This window comes from Ruegeria sp. CDSC045, assembly GCF_059610725.1.
On record NZ_JBXWOE010000001.1, the window covers coordinates 373,852 to 390,527 of the forward strand.

The 16,676-nt window shown below is 54.9% G+C and carries 14 protein-coding genes; 10 read left to right on the forward strand and 4 right to left on the reverse strand.

Annotation, left to right across the window (positions count from 1 at the left end; genetic code table 11):
- Positions 1 to 66 precede the first annotated feature (66 nt).
- The gene (locus AC2FH6_RS01860) at positions 67 to 2,316 is read right to left on the reverse strand and encodes a mechanosensitive ion channel family protein (RefSeq protein WP_496700950.1); all 2,250 of its coding nucleotides are present in this window, start codon (positions 2,314 to 2,316) and stop codon (positions 67 to 69) included.
- Positions 2,317 to 2,593: 277 nt separating this feature from the next.
- Positions 2,594 to 3,499 carry a LysR family transcriptional regulator gene (locus AC2FH6_RS01865; RefSeq protein WP_142633997.1) on the reverse strand — a complete coding sequence of 302 codons (906 nt, stop codon included), beginning with the start codon at positions 3,497 to 3,499 and terminating at the stop codon, positions 2,594 to 2,596.
- Positions 3,500 to 3,668: 169 nt separating this feature from the next.
- Between AC2FH6_RS01865 and AC2FH6_RS01870 the strand changes: the two genes are divergently transcribed.
- The 10 genes from AC2FH6_RS01870 to AC2FH6_RS01915 all read left to right on the forward strand — a co-directional run bounded on the left by AC2FH6_RS01870 (position 3,669) and on the right by AC2FH6_RS01915 (position 15,085).
- Positions 3,669 to 7,088, forward strand: coding sequence for an indolepyruvate ferredoxin oxidoreductase family protein (locus tag AC2FH6_RS01870; RefSeq protein ID WP_496700952.1), 3,420 nt, complete (start codon positions 3,669 to 3,671; stop codon positions 7,086 to 7,088).
- A 78-nt stretch (positions 7,089 to 7,166) separates the two neighbouring features.
- The gene (locus AC2FH6_RS01875; RefSeq protein WP_142633993.1) at positions 7,167 to 8,045 is read left to right on the forward strand and encodes a lysophospholipid acyltransferase family protein; all 879 of its coding nucleotides are present in this window, start codon (positions 7,167 to 7,169) and stop codon (positions 8,043 to 8,045) included.
- A gap of 8 nt (positions 8,046 to 8,053) precedes the next feature.
- Complete coding sequence (murI, locus tag AC2FH6_RS01880) at positions 8,054 to 8,863, forward strand: glutamate racemase (protein WP_271946944.1); 810 nt, start codon at positions 8,054 to 8,056, stop codon at positions 8,861 to 8,863.
- Between the two features lie 94 nt (positions 8,864 to 8,957).
- Entirely contained in the window at positions 8,958 to 9,986 is a 1,029-nt protein-coding gene (argC, locus tag AC2FH6_RS01885) for an N-acetyl-gamma-glutamyl-phosphate reductase (protein ID WP_496700954.1), read from the forward strand.
- Positions 9,987 to 9,993: 7 nt separating this feature from the next.
- Positions 9,994 to 10,440, forward strand: a complete 447-nt coding sequence (gene ccmE / locus AC2FH6_RS01890; protein WP_142633987.1) for a cytochrome c maturation protein CcmE — start codon at positions 9,994 to 9,996, stop codon at positions 10,438 to 10,440.
- 121 nt (positions 10,441 to 10,561) lie between these two features.
- Complete coding sequence (locus AC2FH6_RS01895; protein ID WP_496700956.1) at positions 10,562 to 11,173, forward strand: holin-associated N-acetylmuramidase; 612 nt, start codon at positions 10,562 to 10,564, stop codon at positions 11,171 to 11,173.
- On the forward strand, positions 11,164 to 11,742 hold the full coding sequence (locus AC2FH6_RS01900; protein WP_496700958.1) for a holin family protein: 579 nt from the start codon (positions 11,164 to 11,166) through the stop codon (positions 11,740 to 11,742). Before AC2FH6_RS01895 ends, AC2FH6_RS01900 begins: the two co-directional genes overlap by 10 nt.
- A gap of 75 nt (positions 11,743 to 11,817) precedes the next feature.
- Positions 11,818 to 13,782: a heme lyase CcmF/NrfE family subunit gene (locus AC2FH6_RS01905; protein ID WP_496700960.1), complete on the forward strand. Its 1,965-nt coding sequence runs from the start codon at positions 11,818 to 11,820 to the stop codon at positions 13,780 to 13,782.
- Positions 13,779 to 14,237 (forward strand): cytochrome c-type biogenesis protein, encoded by a 459-nt coding sequence (locus AC2FH6_RS01910; RefSeq protein ID WP_496691288.1) that lies wholly within the window; start codon positions 13,779 to 13,781, stop codon positions 14,235 to 14,237. The genes AC2FH6_RS01905 and AC2FH6_RS01910 overlap by 4 nt, the downstream gene beginning before the upstream one ends.
- A 71-nt stretch (positions 14,238 to 14,308) precedes the next feature.
- Positions 14,309 to 15,085 carry an enoyl-CoA hydratase-related protein gene (locus tag AC2FH6_RS01915; RefSeq protein ID WP_142633977.1) on the forward strand — a complete coding sequence of 259 codons (777 nt, stop codon included), beginning with the start codon at positions 14,309 to 14,311 and terminating at the stop codon, positions 15,083 to 15,085.
- 5 nt (positions 15,086 to 15,090) lie between these two features.
- Here the strand turns inward: AC2FH6_RS01915 and bmt are convergent, their stop codons facing one another.
- Together bmt and AC2FH6_RS01925 are read right to left on the reverse strand one after the other, a co-directional pair.
- The gene (gene bmt, locus AC2FH6_RS01920; protein ID WP_271946964.1) at positions 15,091 to 16,104 is read right to left on the reverse strand and encodes a betaine--homocysteine S-methyltransferase; all 1,014 of its coding nucleotides are present in this window, start codon (positions 16,102 to 16,104) and stop codon (positions 15,091 to 15,093) included.
- Positions 16,105 to 16,222: 118 nt separating this feature from the next.
- Positions 16,223 to 16,540 (reverse strand): DUF1476 domain-containing protein, encoded by a 318-nt coding sequence (locus AC2FH6_RS01925; RefSeq protein ID WP_142633973.1) that lies wholly within the window; start codon positions 16,538 to 16,540, stop codon positions 16,223 to 16,225.
- Positions 16,541 to 16,676 lie beyond the last annotated feature (136 nt).

Sequence of the window (16,676 nt, forward strand, 5' to 3'; positions counted from 1 at the left end):
GCCGGTTCCGTCTATAGTACTTCCTGCCAGGCGGCCCAAAAGCCGCGTGGCGTCTGTATCTGGTCTTTAAGCTGGGGTTTCTCCCTTGTTGATCGAGTCCGCCGCAGCGGCCCCAACAGCAGCTTTTTGTTGTTCGGTAAGGTTCTCGGCCTCTTCCAGACCAGGAATTGCTACGCGAACTTCGCGGCGGGCAAAGTCGATGCCATTGGCATTGAACTCGGCCTTCACCCGGTTGAAGATTTCCTTGCGAAGCGTGAACTGCTTGCCCGGCTTGGCCATGAACTTGCCGCGGATGATCATGCCAACATCGTCAAAGTCGAAAACACCTTGCGATTTAAAGGGCTGCAAGAAGCCTTCTTTGTGGGTTTCGTCCGCCATCATCTCGGCGCCGATCTTCTTGAAGATCTTCTTGACCTTGTTGGGATCAGTGTCAAACGGCACGGTGAACTTTAGCTTCATGATCACCCAGTCACGGCTGAAATTGGTCAGCTTCTGAATCTCGCCATAGGGGATCGTGTGAACGGGCCCACGGTGATGGCGGAGCTGCATCGAACGGATCGAGATTTTCTCGACGGTGCCCATGGTGCCGCCGACATCGACATATTCACCTACGCGAAACGCATCGTCGATAAGGAAGAAGACACCACCGACGATATCAGCCACCAGCTTCTGAGCGCCGAAACCGATCGCAAGACCAAGGACACCGGCACCTGCCAGAAGTGGGGTGATGTTGATGCCCAGCGCGCCCAATGCGAGCAGGCCGAAGATGACCGCAATCGTGACTTGCGCCGTGATCCGCAGCAGGGGAAGAACCGTCGCCAGACGTGAGCCGCCTGCACCGCCACCCTCGCCACCGGCCTCTTCATCCAGCTCTTCTGCCGTTGTCTGTTCCTTGGCAAGACGACGGTTGATCCATAGTGAGACGACCTCGTTCAAGATGTATCCGACAGCGATGATCATCAGGAATTCGATAACCGTACCGCCAACGTCGGTTCCGATCCCGGCAGAGGCGACATGTCGAAGATCAAGCTGCCAGACCCGCGCGATCATAAAGACCACAAACAGGCCCGCCAGCACGCGACCGATCCGGATATAGCTGCGCTTGGCTGATTTATAGGCGCGTTCGGCCAATGGTCCGTCGCCCAACATTGGGGGTTGAAGATGGCGCACGAGGCCACGGATCAGCGTATCAAGCGCTGGTGCGATCAGCAGCCAGAACATCGTCGTGAAATGTGGCCCTTTGCCAAGCAGGGCAAGTGTTCTGGGATCACGCTGTGCGATCAGGAATTCGACCAGGAACCATATCACCACCGAAACGCCGATAGCGAAGTAGGGATAGTAATGAGCGACCTTTTCATCGAATTTGGTGTGATCCGGGTCCGTGCCCAACATCATCTGAGACAACCCTTCGCGCGCGGTCCAGGCGATGATCCCAATGTATATATGGATGCCAGCGTTCAGCCAGAAACCGATACGCGTATCGGCCGGGGTGATACCGTTAAGCAAGTTGAACCGTACGATAAAGAGCGTGAGGCCGATCAATAGAAGAAGGCCAATCAGGTTGCGATGCAGATATTTGGCCCAATGATCGTCTATGTTGACCAACCGGTAATGTGGCTTTTTGGGCGCCAGTACAAAGCGTGAGGCGGCTGCGCCCAGACGCGGAATCCAAATCAGGTAGAAAACGAATGGGGCGGCATAGGTAAGCTGTTCTGTCGTCAGCAAGCCCCGTCCAATCGCCCGGATAACAACATAGAACACAACAAGTCCTGCGATTTCCCGGCAGAAACGGCGGAACAAGTAACGTACCGCGCTCCAAAGATCAGCATCGGAATTCCCATCGGGCTCTTCGTGCCATTTGCGGGTGAGAAACCCAAACAATTTTTCAGCAGCGTATCCGGCCACCAGAACTGCTAGGATCAGCCCAAACAGGCCAAACACCCCGGTAGATCCGAATTTCGCTGAGAAATTGCTGAACGCTTCAACCTGGGCGCTGACAATATTTGGCAATGTGGTCAAAACCTGCGTCCAAGAGGTAACCATCTCGGCCCAGATTTCACTGATTTCGGTAAGCGGATCTTCATGGTTTTCGTTTGCTGCCGCCTGCCTTTCTGCAACCGCGTCGAGCCGTTCCAGCAAAATGGTGCGAACCTGATCGTCGGACATACGTGCCACCAAGCCATCAACCTGATCGGGCGTCAGGTCCTCTGGAATTGTGACCGTAGACGACGCGGTCCCACTGTCTTGTGCGTATACTGGTACCGCAAGAAGAATGGCGGAAATCAACGCCAGTAATAGGCGGAGTGGATGGTGCATGAATTTTCCCTCGAACACGAATTTTTGATCTTTTACGGGATCATAGGCGCGGAGGTGGAAATTTCCCAGCAGTTTTCGGCTGTTCGGTGTCACCGATTAAGCCAGGACCAAAAAAAAGGCCGAGCACTAAGCTCGGCCGTAGTCCAACAGGGAGGTATGAAGATGATGAGCGTTACAGCATCACCGCCTTCGAGTGCTCATTTAGGCATCAGTTTGATAACGATCAAGGCGTTTCAGTGTGATAGTCCGTCATGTCCGCTATGACGTTGACGCATAGCTATAGTTTCCCCATTTTCTTCAGGTGTTTACGCTGCGCGATGATCTCGTCCTGCACAAAATCGCGGAAGGCTGCCACGCGTTTGGAATGGCGTAACTCTTCGGGGTAGGCGAGATAAACAGGAACGTCAGCCGTTTCGATGTCTGAAAGTACCGGCAGCAGATGCGGGAAATCATGCGTGACATAATCGGGCAGCAAGCCAATTCCCAGATTGTGCAGTACGCCCTGCAAGACACCGAAATAGTTGTTCACTGTCAGCAACGACGCCGGGTTATAGGTCATCAGATGCCGTACCATTGCCGCACTGGCCCCTACTTGGGGGGCTGAGGGGGTCTGACAGATAAGTCGATGGCTCGAGATTTCTTCGAGGGAGGCAGGTTGACCGCTTTCCTTTAGATATTCCGGGGTAGCATAAAGCAGCATCTGTACTGTCATCAGGCGCTTGCGCACCAGATCTGCCTGGCTAGGCTCTTTCATACGGATGGCGACATCGGCCTCGCGCATTGGCAGGTCAAGAACGCGTTCCTCAAGCATGAGGTCGATATTTAGGTCCGGGTATTGTTCATACAGCTTTGGCAACCTCGGAGCGAGCCATAGGGTCCCGAACCCAAATGTGGTTGTGACCCGTAGCACACCAAAGACTTCTTCTTCGCTGTCTCGTATGCGCGCCGCTGCCGCGTCCAGTCGCTTGGACATTGCCGAGGTGGCGTCGAACAGCAGCTCACCCTGTTCGGTCAGAATTAGACCGCGGGCGTGACGATGGAACAACGTCGAATCAAGTGACTCTTCCAATGCCCGAATTTGTCTGCTGACTGCCGATTGAGATAGGTTCAGCTTATCGCCTGCATGTGTCAGGCTGCCCGCATCTGCAACCGCGTGAAATATCCTAAGCTTGTCCCAATCCATCGCCGCAACTTTCGTTATCCTGCCGAACGCCTATATGAAATAGGTGACAACTTCCACATTCAAACGGCGAAATCCTTGCGTTTCAGAGGATAAGCTCTAGGCAGGTCAGTTATTATGACCTAATATGGAAGCAGATGAAGCACACTGATCTGACGAGGGGAGGCGTTTGATGAGTAAGCCACAAATTTCTTTGAACGACCGTTTCGACCTAAGCAAAAACACGGTTTTATTGAACGGCACTCAGGCGCTTGTGCGCCTTATGCTGATGCAAAGGGCGCGCGACACGAAATCGGGTCTGAACACTGCAGGATTGGTGACGGGATACCGCGGATCGCCTCTTGGAGCGGTCGACCAGCAGATGATGCGCGCGCAAAAACAGCTGACAGAAAGCGATGTCACTTTTCAATACGGTCTGAACGAGGATCTTGCGGCAACCGCGCTTTGGGGCAGTCAGCAGGCCGGGTTAAGGGGTGACGGCAAGTTCGATGGCGTCTTTGGTCTGTGGTACGGAAAAGGACCTGGTGTAGATCGGTCAGGCGACGTGATGCGCCATGCCAATATGGCAGGGACGGCGGCACATGGTGGCGTTCTGATGGCCATGGGGGATGATCACACGGGCGAAAGCTCGACCGTGCTGCATCAGTCCGAGTGGTCGCTGGTTGATATGTACATGCCAGTGGTCAGCCCGGCCGGAGTACAGGAGATACTCGACTACGGCGTTTACGGATTCGCGCTCAGTCGGTTCGCCGGTGTCTGGGTCGGCCTCAAGACCATGAAGGACACGATAGAGGTGACTTCGGTCGTTGATGGCAACCCCGATCGCATGAAAGTCGTGGTGCCCGAGTTTGATATGCCCGAAGGAGGGCTGAACATCCGGCTTGGCGATACGCCTCATCTGCAGGAAGAGCGCATTATTGATTACAAGCGTTTTGCGGCTGAAACGTTTTCACGGGCCAACCGGATGGACAAACGTGTCTGGGGCAAACCCGGTGCAAAGATCGGACTGGTGGCCGCTGGCAAGAACTGGCTGGACCTCGCCCATGCGCTTTCCCTGCTGAATATTGATGAGGCCGAAGCCGAGCGCCTTGGCATCACGACCTATAAGGTCGGACAGACGTTCCCACTGGACATGGCCGGATTTCACGACTGGGCAGAGGGTCTGGACCTGATCGTAATCGTTGAGGAAAAACGCAAGCTGATCGAGGTTCAGGTCAAAGAAGCGATCTTTGACGACCGCCGTGGTCGACGAGTCTATGGCTGGTACAAGGGCGGTGCTGGGACGCTGCATCGGGAAGAGCTGTTTCCCACCCGCGGTGCCCTTGATCCGAACATGATCGCAGAAAAGCTGGGCGGTATCCTGATTGAAGAAGGCCGTGATACCGACGGGGTCCGCGCAGGTTTGACCAAGTTGACCGAAGCGCGCCGGGCGGACAATGCCGAGGAAATAGCCTCGCGCCTTCCGTATTTTTGTTCTGGATGCCCGCATAACAGTTCGACCAAGGTACCAGACGGAAGCCGGGCCTATGCAGGCATCGGATGCCATTACATGGTTCAATGGATGGATCGAAGCACATTCGGCTTTACTCAGATGGGTGGCGAAGGGGCAAACTGGATCGGGGAAGAGCCGTTCTCGACCACCAATCATGTGTTCCAGAACCTCGGAGACGGCACCTATAACCATTCCGGTGTTCAGGCGATCCGGGCAGCTTTGTCGGCGGGTACGAACATCACCTTCAAGATTCTGTTCAACGATGCAGTCGCAATGACGGGCGGGCAGGGCAATGAGGGTGATCTGACCGCCGAAAGGATCGCGGCCGAGGTCAAGGCTATGGGCGTCACACATGTCGCGCTGGTCTATGACGAAAAAGAAGATGTAAACTTCAAAGCCTTACCCGCAGGGGTAGAGAGCTTTGAGCGCGCCGAACTGATGACTGTGCAAGAGAAATTCCGCACCTATGAGGGCGTCTCGGTCATCGTCTATGTCCAGACCTGTGCCGCTGAGAAACGCCGTCGCCGTAAACGCGGAACCTTTCCCGACCCGGACAAAAGGGTCTTTATCAATACAGATGTCTGTGAGGGCTGCGGTGACTGCGGCATCCAATCGAACTGTGTTTCGATTGTTCCCAAGGAAACCGAACTTGGCCGGAAGCGCGCGATTGACCAATCGAGCTGTAACAAGGATTTTTCGTGTCTGAGTGGGTTCTGCCCCTCCTTTGTAACGCTGGAAGGCGCGAAGATTCGCAAAGAAGCGACAACCGAACTTGATCTGCCCGATCTTCCGATGCCCGAGCTGCCTGAAATCATAGGCACACATAATGTTGTCATTACCGGCATCGGTGGGACCGGAGTTGTCACGCTCGGAGCGATTCTGGCACAGGCGGCCCAGATTGACGGCAAAGGCGCCGGAATGATGGAGATGGCAGGCTTGGCTCAGAAAGGCGGTGCGGTTCATATTCATTGCCGTATAGCCAACCGGCCAGATGATATCAGTGCAATACGTGTGGCAACGGGTGAAGCCGACACATTGATCGGTGGTGATTTGGTTGTGTCCGCCGGGGCCAAAACACTTGGCCTGACACGCTTGGGTCAGACCGGAGCGGTGGTCAACAGCCACGAAACCGTTACCGGCGATTTCACGCGCGACACTAAGTTTAGGATTCCTGGTGAGAGGCTAGAACTAGCGCTGCAAGCACGATTGAAAGAAGATGTTTCCCTGTTTGATGCCACTGAGCTTGCGCGCGCAGTGATGGGAGATTCAATCTATTCGAACATGATGGTTTTTGGGGCCGCATGGCAGCGCGGGCTGATACCCGTCAGCCTCGATGCGGTGATTGCAGCCATTGATCTGAACGGAACGGCGGTAGAACGCAATAAAAGAGCCTTTGAGATCGGTCGTTGGGCGGTTTTACACCCGGAAAAAGTCGATGAGATTCTACGGCCAGGTGTTTCCGACCTCCCGAAATCACCAGAGCAGGTCATCGCGTTCCGCGCAGATCATCTGACCCAGTATCAAAGCGCTCGTTTGGCGAAACGCTACCGCAAAATTGTTGACTCGTTTGAGGATGCAGAAATTCGTGATGCTGTCGCAAAAGGGTATCATAAGCTGTTGTCTTACAAGGACGAATACGAAGTGGCCCGGTTGTTACTGTCCAGTCGGGAGAAAGCCGCCGCTGAATTTGATGGCGAATTCAAAATGACTTTCCACCTTGCCCCACCGCTGCTTGGTGGCAAAGGACCAGATGGCCGACCCCGCAAACGGAGTTTCGGCGAATGGATGCTGAAGCCGCTGAAATTCATGTCTCGGCTAAAAGTTCTTCGAGGTACTCCGCTGGATATCTTTGGCTATAGTGTCGAACGTCGAATGGAGCGCGCGCTGATCAAGCAATATGAGCGTGATCTCAGAGAGATCACTCCGCTGATTTCCATCCAAACAAAGGATGCCGTAATTTCGCTCGCTAAGTTGCCCTTGGATATCAAAGGTTTTGGACCCGTCCTTAAGGCGAATGAGGCGAGCGCCGCCAAACGCAGAGAGGAATTGTTGACCACGATACGGAACGGAGGACCTGAATTACAGGCCGCCGCCGAGTAATTTGTCACAACCGTGTCACGACAGCTAGGCAAAATTGTTACTTGCACTTAAAATGCAGGTACAAAACCGGAGACTTCCATGCCCTCGCGACGCCATGTTGCACGTGACATTTCTTATGCCTATTCCGCCGAAACCAAAAGCGGACGGATGGTCATCAAGCTTATGGAGAACACCACAGGCCGCCTGCGCCTTATCAGGCGTGCTGATGGGTACGAAAAAGACGTGGCCAACGGGCGAGATTTCTGGTCGGTCATGGTTGAGAGATACGGTTTGTCTCTGGATGTGGTTGGCGGGTCATTGTCTAATATTCCCCGTAATGGCCCTCTGATTTTGATTGCCAATCACCCATATGGAATTCTGGATGGGTTGATGATGGGGCACATGTTGTCCAGTACGCGTGGGGATTTTCGTATTCTGGCCAACCATGTGTTTCGTAAGGCAGAGGATCTGAATCGGGTCGTTCTGCCGATTTCATTCGACGATACAAAAGCTGCGATGAAGCAGAACCTCGAGACCCGCAAGAAAGCTTTGAACTATCTGGGCGAGGGCGGCGCGATTGGCATATTTCCCGGCGGTACCGTCAGCACAGGGGCAAAGCCTTTCTCGTACCCGATGGACCCGGGCTGGCGTGGCTTCACAGCGCGGATGGTTGCCAAATCAGACGCGACAGTTGTGCCGGTCTTTTTTGACGGTCATACCTCACGCCTGTTTCAGATTGCCAGCCATCTGCACAATACATTGCGCATGGGATTGCTGATCAAGGAATTCAAAAAACGCGTTGATACCCCGGTCCAGGTGGTGATCGGAGAGCCCATCGGCCGCGACGTTCTGGACCCGTTGGCCAAGGATACGCGCAAGATGATGGATTTCTTGCGCAAAGCAACGTATGAGCTGTCTCCAAAGCCACTAAAGTCTTATGACTATGGCTATGAATTTGAGGAACGGCATCGCGCCTAAAGGGGCAAATGGCAGTAGGCATTTTTGATTCTGGTTTGGGCGGTCTGACCGTTCTGAACGCCGCGCAGAAACGTCTTCCCGACGTTGATTTCCTGTATTACGCGGACAGCGCACATGCGCCTTACGGGGTGCGTGATGTAGAGAATATCTATGAGCTGACCCGGGGTGCGGTGAACGACCTCTGGAACCGGGGTTGTGATCTGGTGATTCTGGCCTGCAATACGGCCAGCGCTGCTGCTTTGCGGCGGATGCAGGAAGAGGGCGTGCCTCAAGGCAAGCGCGTCTTGGGCGTTTTTGTTCCATTGATCGAAGCGCTGACTGAGCGGCAATGGGGTGACAACAGCCCGCCGCGTGAAGTCGCGGTCAAACATGTCGCTTTGTTTGCGACCCCGGCCACCGTATCCAGTCGCGCGTTTCAACGCGAGTTGGCCTTTCGTGCGATTGGCGTAGATGTTGAGGCGCAGGCCTGCGGTGGGGTCGTTGATGCAATCGAGGAAGGCGACATGATCCTGGCCGAAGCGCTGGTACGAAGCCATGTGGACGCCCTGAAACGCAAGATGCCAGAGCCTCAGGCCGCAATTCTGGGCTGTACGCACTATCCCTTGATGGCTGAGGCGTTTCAGAAGGCCTTGGGACCCGACGTTGAGGTGTTCAGCCAGGGTGATCTGGTTGCCGAAAGTCTGGCAGACTATTTGCAGCGGCACCCGAACATGCAGGGTGCGGCGAAGGGCGGTTATCTGACCACTGGTAAGCCAGGCGTTGTCAGTGATCGCGCCACCCAGTTCCTCCGACGACAAATTACTTTTGAGGCTGTCTGACTTTGGTCAAAGACGCGGCCTGAAAGAACCCGTAATCCCATGACCGTCACAGTGGCGGGCATGAACAGTGACATACAGTTTCAAGAGGTCCAAGATGACCCACAAAATCGCAATTCTGGGCGCTTCGGGTTATACCGGCGCTGAACTGGTTCGGTTGATCGCCGAGCATCCGAATATGGAAATCGCTGCACTTTCTGCCGAGCGGAAAGCCGGACAGCCGATGGCGCAGGTATTTCCACATTTGCGGCACCTGGAATTACCGGTTCTTTGCAAGATTTCGGAAATCGACTTTTCAGGGATCGACCTGTGCTTTTGCGCGCTGCCACATAAAACCAGCCAGGAAGTTATCCGCGATCTGCCGAAGGACCTGAAGATCATCGACCTGTCCGCCGATTTCAGGCTACGCGACCCTGAGGAATATGAAAAATGGTATGGCAACCCTCATGCGGCTTTGGAGCAGCAGGAGGAGGCCGTTTACGGCCTGACCGAGTTTTATCGCGATCAAATTCGCACGGCCCGCTTGGTTGCCGGAACAGGCTGCAACGCCGCCACCGGACAATATGTTTTGCGCCCCTTGATTTCGGCCGGTGTCATTGATCTGGATGACATCATTCTGGACCTCAAATGCGCGGTGTCTGGTGCCGGGCGGTCGCTGAAAGAAAACCTGCTGCATGCCGAACTTAGCGAAGGGTATAACGCATATGCTGTTGGCGGTACGCATCGGCATTTGGGGGAATTCGATCAAGAATTTTCTGCCCTTGCAGGGCGCCCGGTCAATGTTCAGTTCACTCCGCATCTGGTTCCAGCAAACCGTGGTATCCTAGCCACTACATATGTCAAAGGTGACCCCACGAGCGTTTATGAAGCGCTTGTGAAAACCTATGAAAGCGAACCATTTATCCAGATGCTGCCATTTGGCGAAACACCCTCGACCCACCATGTGCGCGGCTCGAATTTCTGCCATATCGGCGTGGCCAGCGACCGGATCGAGAGGCGCGCCATTGTGATCGGAGCACTGGATAACCTGACAAAAGGTAGCAGTGGCCAAGCCTTGCAGAACGCTAACCTGATGTTAGGTGAAGCTGAAACTGCGGGTCTGATGATGGCCCCACTTTTCCCATGAGGAACAAATGAAAACGCTCAAGAAACGTCGTCGCGTTCAAATCATCCTTCTGTCAATCGTTGCTTTGGCAGTGTCTACGGCGTTGATCGGATACGCTATGCAGGACGGCATCAATTTCTTCCGCTCGCCCAGTGAAGTAATGGCAGAGCCGCCAAAACCGACTGAAGTATTCCGGATCGGTGGTCTGGTCGAAGAGGGTTCGATCGTGCGGGGGCAAGGGGAAACCGTGCGTTTTGTGGTGACGGACGGAGGCGAAAGTGTGCCGGTCACGTTCACTGGAGTTTTGCCTGATTTGTTCTCGGAAAACCAGGGTATGATTGGCACCGGAAGCTACGTAAACGGAGTCTTTGAAGCCTCAGAAATTCTTGCGAAACACGATGAGACCTATATGCCAAAAGAGGTTGTGGACGCGTTGAAAGAACAAGGTATTTACAAGGAGGCCGGCGAGAGCTGAGCCATAGGCTTTGAGATCGGAATTCGGGCGTTGCGTGGATCGACATGCAGCGCCCTTTCTATTTTAGCTGTATTAACAGAATTGTCCGAGCGTCTGTCTGTCCCAAGTTGGAGAACAGTACATGCAGACGGTTCGGCAGATCGCGGAACAGATAGTTACGCGTGAAGGTGGTTTTGTCGATGACCCCGACGATCCGGGTGGAGCGACAAAATTCGGCGTAACAATCCATACCATGCGCAGATTGCAACTGGACCTGACGCAGGACGGGATGGTTGATGTATCCGATGTAAGGCGGCTGAGCCGGCCGCAGGCCGTTGAAATCTTTATCCGCCACTATTTCTCAAAACCACGATTACACCTACTGCCTAACATTCTGCAGCCATCTGTTTTCGACATGTACGTGAATTCAGGCGCTCAAGCTGTTAAAATTATGCAACATTTGCTGCGTGAAATGGGGTATCATGTCGTCGTAGATGGCGTTGTAGGCCCGCAGACGGCGCAGGCTTGTAGTGCTGCGTCTGAACCGGACCCTGTCGCGCTGCGGGATGCCTATGGCGTTGCCAGGAGAAACTATTATTTCCGGATAGCGGAACGGCGTCCAGCCTCTCGCAAATATGCTCGGTCCCGGTCTGGGGCAAAAGGTGGCTGGATACGACGCGCTGAGGAATTCCTGTCACCGACCTATCATCTTAGCGACGCAGAATTTCAAAGGAGGGTTTCTGAATGGGGCTGATCTCGGGGATATTTGCGTTCTTGTTTGGCGAGGGTCGGAATGTCGTGCGTGAAACAACCGAAGTCTTTCGTGAAAATGCTGAGCAGGGCGCTAAACGCGACCTGACGCGACAACAGGGAGTACTGGAACAGTATAGGGCTGAGTTCGAGCGGGTTCAAAAAGGTGCATTTGACCGTTTTATGGATGGGCTCAACCGGCTGCCGCGCCCCGCCATGGCCTTGGGAACATTGGGACTGTTTGTCGCCGCTATGGTAGATCCGCTTTGGTTTGCCGCTCGGATGCAGGGGATTGCGTTGGTGCCTGAGCCCTTGTGGTGGTTGTTGGGCGTGGTCGTCTCGTTCTATTTCGGCGCAAGACACCAGACCAAGGTGCAGGATCTGCAGCGTGAAATTTCGGCAACGATGACACGTACTCCGAAAGTTATGGAAAACATCGAAACACTGGCAGAGATGCGGGAACGATTGATTGGGGTCGCTGATACTGGGACAGATGCAGGCTTAGCCGATGAGGTCCTAAAGCCCGATTTCAACCCTGCGCTCGAGGATTGGCGGCGGGGTCGGTCCGCCTGACCCGCGACACTATGTGCGTCCTGCAGAGGCGAAAGTGATTGGTGATTGTCCCTCAACAGGAATATATGCGGGACCATGATTACAGAACTTGGTCACTTCGCGCTGATACTCGCCTTTCTCGTCGCCATCGTTCAGACGGTCATTCCGCTGATAGGGGCGGCGAAACGGTGGACTGGCTGGATGTCCTTCGCAGAAACCGCCGCTATTGCACAGTTTCTGTTAGTCGCCTTCTCTTTCGCGGCGTTGGTCTGGGCCTTTACCACCTCTGATTTCTCATTGCGGATAGTGGTTGAAAACAGCCATTCCGCCAAACCGATGCTGTATAAAATCAGCGGCACGTGGGGCAACCACGAAGGGTCAATGTTACTGTGGGTCCTGATCGTCGCAGTTTTCGGGGCCATGGCCGCTTTTTTTGGCGCAGGGTTACCTCCGACGCTCAAAGCGCGCGTGCTGGCGGTTCAGGCGGCCGTAGGGGTGGCGTTTTACGCTTTTATCCTGCTCACCTCGAACCCATTTGACCGTCTGATTATCGCCCCGTTCGATGGGCGGGACCTTAACCCATTATTGCAAGATCCAGGTTTGGCATTCCACCCGCCGTTTCTGTATCTGGGCTATGTCGGCCTGAGCATGGCATTCAGCTTTGCAGTGGCCGCGCTGATCGAAGGGCGCGTGGATGCCTCTTGGGGGAGGTGGGTGCGTCCCTGGACGCTGGCCGCATGGATTTTTCTGACCATTGGGATCGCGCTTGGATCCTGGTGGGCCTACTACGAGCTGGGCTGGGGCGGGTTCTGGTTCTGGGATCCGGTCGAAAACGCTTCTTTCATGCCGTGGCTATTGGCGGCAGCCCTGTTGCATTCTGCTATCGTGGTCGAAAAGCGTGAAGCGCTGAAGAGCTGGACCATCCTTCTGGCGATCATCGCCTTTGGCTTTTCGCTGATCGGGACGTTCATTGTGCGATCGGGGCTTTTGACTTCGGTACATGCCTTTGCCAATGATCCTGAACGCGGCGTGTTTATCCTGATCATTCTTGTGGTCTTCATTGGAGGTGCGTTGACACTCTATGCGGCACGCGCGCAAGCGATGGAGGCCAAGGGCGTGTTTGGTATGGTCAGCCGCGAAAGCGCCCTGGTGTTGAACAATATTCTACTGGCGGTCAGCTGTTTCGTGGTGTTCTTCGGAACCTTGTGGCCGATGGTGGCCGAGATGGCATTTGATCGCAAACTCTCGGTCGGCGCGCCGTTCTTTAATGCGGCGTTCACACCGTTCATGGTTGCGCTGGGGATTGTATTACCGCTTGGTGCAATGCTTCCGTGGAAACGTGGAAAGCTTGGCAAGGCGGCGCATTCGTTGCGGTTCGCATTCCTTCTGGCGGTTGCGCTTGGCTTGCTCGTTTGGGTCATGCAGACCGGTCGCAGCGCATTGGGACCCGTAGGGCTGTTTCTGGGGGCCTGGATCACATTTGGCGCTATTGTGGACCTTTGGAGCCGTACTGGAAGAAAAAACAACCTGCAGCGTCTGTTCAGACTGCCCGGTGCCGATTGGGGCAAGGCTGCAGCCCATACCGGACTGGGGGTTACGATCTTTGCCATCGCCGGGCTGACCGCATGGGAGGTCGAGGATATCCGCGTTGCGCAGACGGGGCAGCCTTTCGAGGTTGGCCAGTTCACCCTGACACTTGAACAGGTTCGGAATGTCGAGGGGCCCAACTATTTCTCAACCACAGCCGATGTTAAGGTCGAACAGGCCGGTCGAACAATCGCAACACTGCATCCGGAAAAACGCGACTACCCAGTTTCAAGGATGCCAACGACTGAAGCTGCGATTGACTATCGGTTTTTCAGGGATCTTTACGTCGTCATTGGAGATCAGCAGGCAAATGGTGGCTGGGTCGTGCGGACTTATATCAAGCCTTTAGCGAATTGGATTTGGGGTGGGTGCCTACTGATGGCGCTCGGAGGCGTTCTTAGCCTGTGCGACAGACGTTTTCGAGTTGCGGCAGGCGCGCGCAAGACGCCGACGCAGGGGGTTCCGGCGGAATGAAACGGTTTCTACTGATACTGCTTTTATTGGCAACGCCAAGCATGGCTGTCCAACCTGACGAGGTGCTTGATGATCCGATCCTGGAACAGAGGGCGCGGGATCTGAGTGCCGGCTTGCGCTGTCTGGTTTGCCGAAACGAAAGCATAGACGAAAGCAATGCAGGATTGGCCCGTGACTTGCGCCTGTTATTGCGCGAACGCCTTGTGGCCGGCGATACAGATGGACAGGCGATTGACTTTATCGTTGATCGCTACGGCGAATATGTTTTGCTAAGGCCAACAACGTCAGGATCGAACATCCTTTTGTGGCTGGCCGGTCCGATCATGCTTTTGATCGCTGTGGCGACTGGTTTCAGCTTTTTACGCAAAAGATCGGCGGAACAGGACCGAAGGGAAGGTGACGGCCTCCTTAGCGATGCCGAGAAAGAACGATTACGCGAAATCCTCAAAGATTGACCTTCGGTTCACCTTTTCCTTCATTGGAAATTGAGGCAGGGTCGCAGGCGCAGCGAACCTTGGAGGGGTGGATGGAATACGAAGCGATCCTGTTGGACATTGCGGATGATCTGGCAGTGGTAACACTGAACCGCCCAGAGAAGTTGAACGCAATGACCGCTCAGTTGCGGGCCGAAGTCACGCACGCGATGAAACACGCTGCCACCCATGCCCGCGCGATTGTTTTGACCGGTAAGGGAAACGCTTTTTGCTCGGGTCAGGATTTAGGTGATGCCTCAAGCACCGGGAAGATTGATCTTGAGCGCACGCTGCGCGACGAATACGAGCCCATGCTTGAAGCAATCTATAATTGCCCGGTTCCAACAATCGCCGCAGTAAATGGCGCTGCTGCGGGGGCAGGGGCCAATCTGGCGCTATGCGCGGATATCGTGATCGCGACGGAGAGTGCTTACTTCCTGCAAGCTTTTGCCCGTATCGGCCTGTTGCCCGACGCTGGAGGCACCTGGTTTATGCCGCGCCAGATGGGGTTCGCCAAAGCCATGGGCGCTGCTCTTTTTGCCGATAAGATCAGTGCTCGTCAGGCCGACGACTGGGGCCTGATCTGGGAAGCCGTTCCCGACGCGGAATTCGAAGCGCATTGGCGCAAGCGGGCCATGTATCTGGCCAAAGGTCCAACCTCAGGGTTTGGCGCCATCAAAAAGGCTATTCGCGGCACCTATGAAAACACTCTGCCGCAACAGCTCGAGGCAGAGGCGCATCTGCAAGGTGAATGTGGCCGCAGCCGAGACTTTTCCGAAGGCGTCGTTGCCTTCATGCAAAAACGCCCCCCGAAATTCGAAGGGCGTTGAGGTTTTCAGGCGCGGCGGCGTTTACGCACGCGCCGTTCCGGAAGGGCGGACTCGCCAGTCCCGTCAGTTGCGGATGAGAACGGGCCCAGCGCGTCCGTGATCTGATCAAGGGTTGGGCGTATACCGGACGGGGCACCGTCAAGCGCAGCTCTCATGTGCCGCAGATGCTCGGGCATTGTGCCGCAACATCCGCCGATAATGCTTGCGCCGGCCTCTCGCGCCATGGTCGCATAATGGCCCATCAGTTCCGGCGTGCCGTCATAATGAATATGTCCATCCACATATTTCGGAATACCGGCATTGCCTTTTGATATCAGCGGCCGTTCCGTACCTTGTGCGACAAATCCAAGGACAGTGCGCAGAATATCAGACGCGCCAGTCCCGCAATTTGCGCCAAAGGCAACCGGCGGGTTAGGGAGCGTTTCAACCAACTGAGCAAAGTCGGCGGATGTGACACCCATCATGGTGCGGCCAGCCGTGTCAAAGCTCATCGTGCCACACCAAGGCATATCGACCAGCGCAAAGGCTTCTGCCGCGGCCCTGAACTCTTCTGGGGCGCTGATTGTTTCGACCCAAAGAACATCGACACCGCCGTCCTTCAATGCCTGCGCCTGTTCGTGGAACATTTCCACGGCATCGGCATGGGACAGAGCGCCAACAGGCTGCATGATCTCGCCGGTTGGTCCGACCGATCCCGCGACGATAACCGGACGGTTGGCTTTGTCAGCAACCTCACGGCCAAGTTCTGCGCCTGCGCGGTTCAGTTCAGCGACCCGGTTCTGAGCCTCGTGCAGTTTGAGACGCGCAGATGTCCCGCCGAATGTGTTGGTCAGGAAAAGGTCGCTGCCTGCGTCCACCGAACCCTGATACAGCGCGCGGATTTTATCCGGTGCATCGACGTTCCAAAGCTCGGGCGCGTCGCCCGACTGCAGGCCCATGTTGAATAGGTTTGTACCTGTTGCTCCATCCGCCAAAAGAGTCGTGTTGGAGTCCAGAAGTTTGCTGAGCGCATTTGTCATAAGAATATTCCGAAACTGTCGAGCCGCGCTAAAAATGCGAGACGCCCCGTGTCTCATGACCGGGGCGTCAAATCAAATTCATAAATCTCATGAAGATCATGAATATTGCGGGGAGACCTTAGTTGGTTTCGTTGAGAACCTGTGCTTTGGCCTCGACCAGAAACTCGGCCATTTTTGCGCGGATATCGTCATCCGAAGACAGATCCCCGAGATCGCCGGAAACTTTGCGCACGACATCCTCGTGCCCGGTTTCTTCCAGGTCTGAAATCACAACGGATTTTGCGTATTCATCGGCTTCATTACCGGTTTTGCCCAGTTTTTCGGCCGCCCAAAGGCCAAGCAGTTTGTTGCAACGCGCCTGTGCTTTGAACTGCATTTCTTCATCATGGGCGAATTTTGCTTCGAATGCATTTTCGCGCTCGTCAAACGTAGTCATCAGTTGGACCCCTTGGGTTGGTAGTTCTTTCCTTAATGATATGACGATACGACGATCCGGGTGCAAGGTATTTGCGCTGCGTCAAAGCCTCTCGGTCCTCGGAACTTGCGGGAAGGTGGGGGTTGGACTAAGAGAG

Coding starts and splice junctions, on each gene's coding strand:
- AC2FH6_RS01875 (WP_142633993.1), top strand. CDS start 7,167: ATGCCCTCGCGACGCCATGTTGCACGTGACATTTCTTATGCCTATTCC.
- AC2FH6_RS01870 (WP_496700952.1), top strand. CDS start 3,669: ATGAGTAAGCCACAAATTTCTTTGAACGACCGTTTCGACCTAAGCAAA.
- argC (WP_496700954.1), top strand. CDS start 8,958: ATGACCCACAAAATCGCAATTCTGGGCGCTTCGGGTTATACCGGCGCT.
- AC2FH6_RS01860 (WP_496700950.1), bottom strand. CDS start 2,316: ATGCACCATCCACTCCGCCTATTACTGGCGTTGATTTCCGCCATTCTT.
- bmt (WP_271946964.1), bottom strand. CDS start 16,104: ATGACAAATGCGCTCAGCAAACTTCTGGACTCCAACACGACTCTTTTG.
- AC2FH6_RS01895 (WP_496700956.1), top strand. CDS start 10,562: ATGCAGACGGTTCGGCAGATCGCGGAACAGATAGTTACGCGTGAAGGT.
- AC2FH6_RS01915 (WP_142633977.1), top strand. CDS start 14,309: ATGGAATACGAAGCGATCCTGTTGGACATTGCGGATGATCTGGCAGTG.
- AC2FH6_RS01925 (WP_142633973.1), bottom strand. CDS start 16,540: ATGACTACGTTTGACGAGCGCGAAAATGCATTCGAAGCAAAATTCGCC.
- AC2FH6_RS01900 (WP_496700958.1), top strand. CDS start 11,164: ATGGGGCTGATCTCGGGGATATTTGCGTTCTTGTTTGGCGAGGGTCGG.
- AC2FH6_RS01865 (WP_142633997.1), bottom strand. CDS start 3,499: ATGGATTGGGACAAGCTTAGGATATTTCACGCGGTTGCAGATGCGGGC.
- AC2FH6_RS01905 (WP_496700960.1), top strand. CDS start 11,818: ATGATTACAGAACTTGGTCACTTCGCGCTGATACTCGCCTTTCTCGTC.
- murI (WP_271946944.1), top strand. CDS start 8,054: ATGGCAGTAGGCATTTTTGATTCTGGTTTGGGCGGTCTGACCGTTCTG.
- ccmE (WP_142633987.1), top strand. CDS start 9,994: ATGAAAACGCTCAAGAAACGTCGTCGCGTTCAAATCATCCTTCTGTCA.
- AC2FH6_RS01910 (WP_496691288.1), top strand. CDS start 13,779: ATGAAACGGTTTCTACTGATACTGCTTTTATTGGCAACGCCAAGCATG.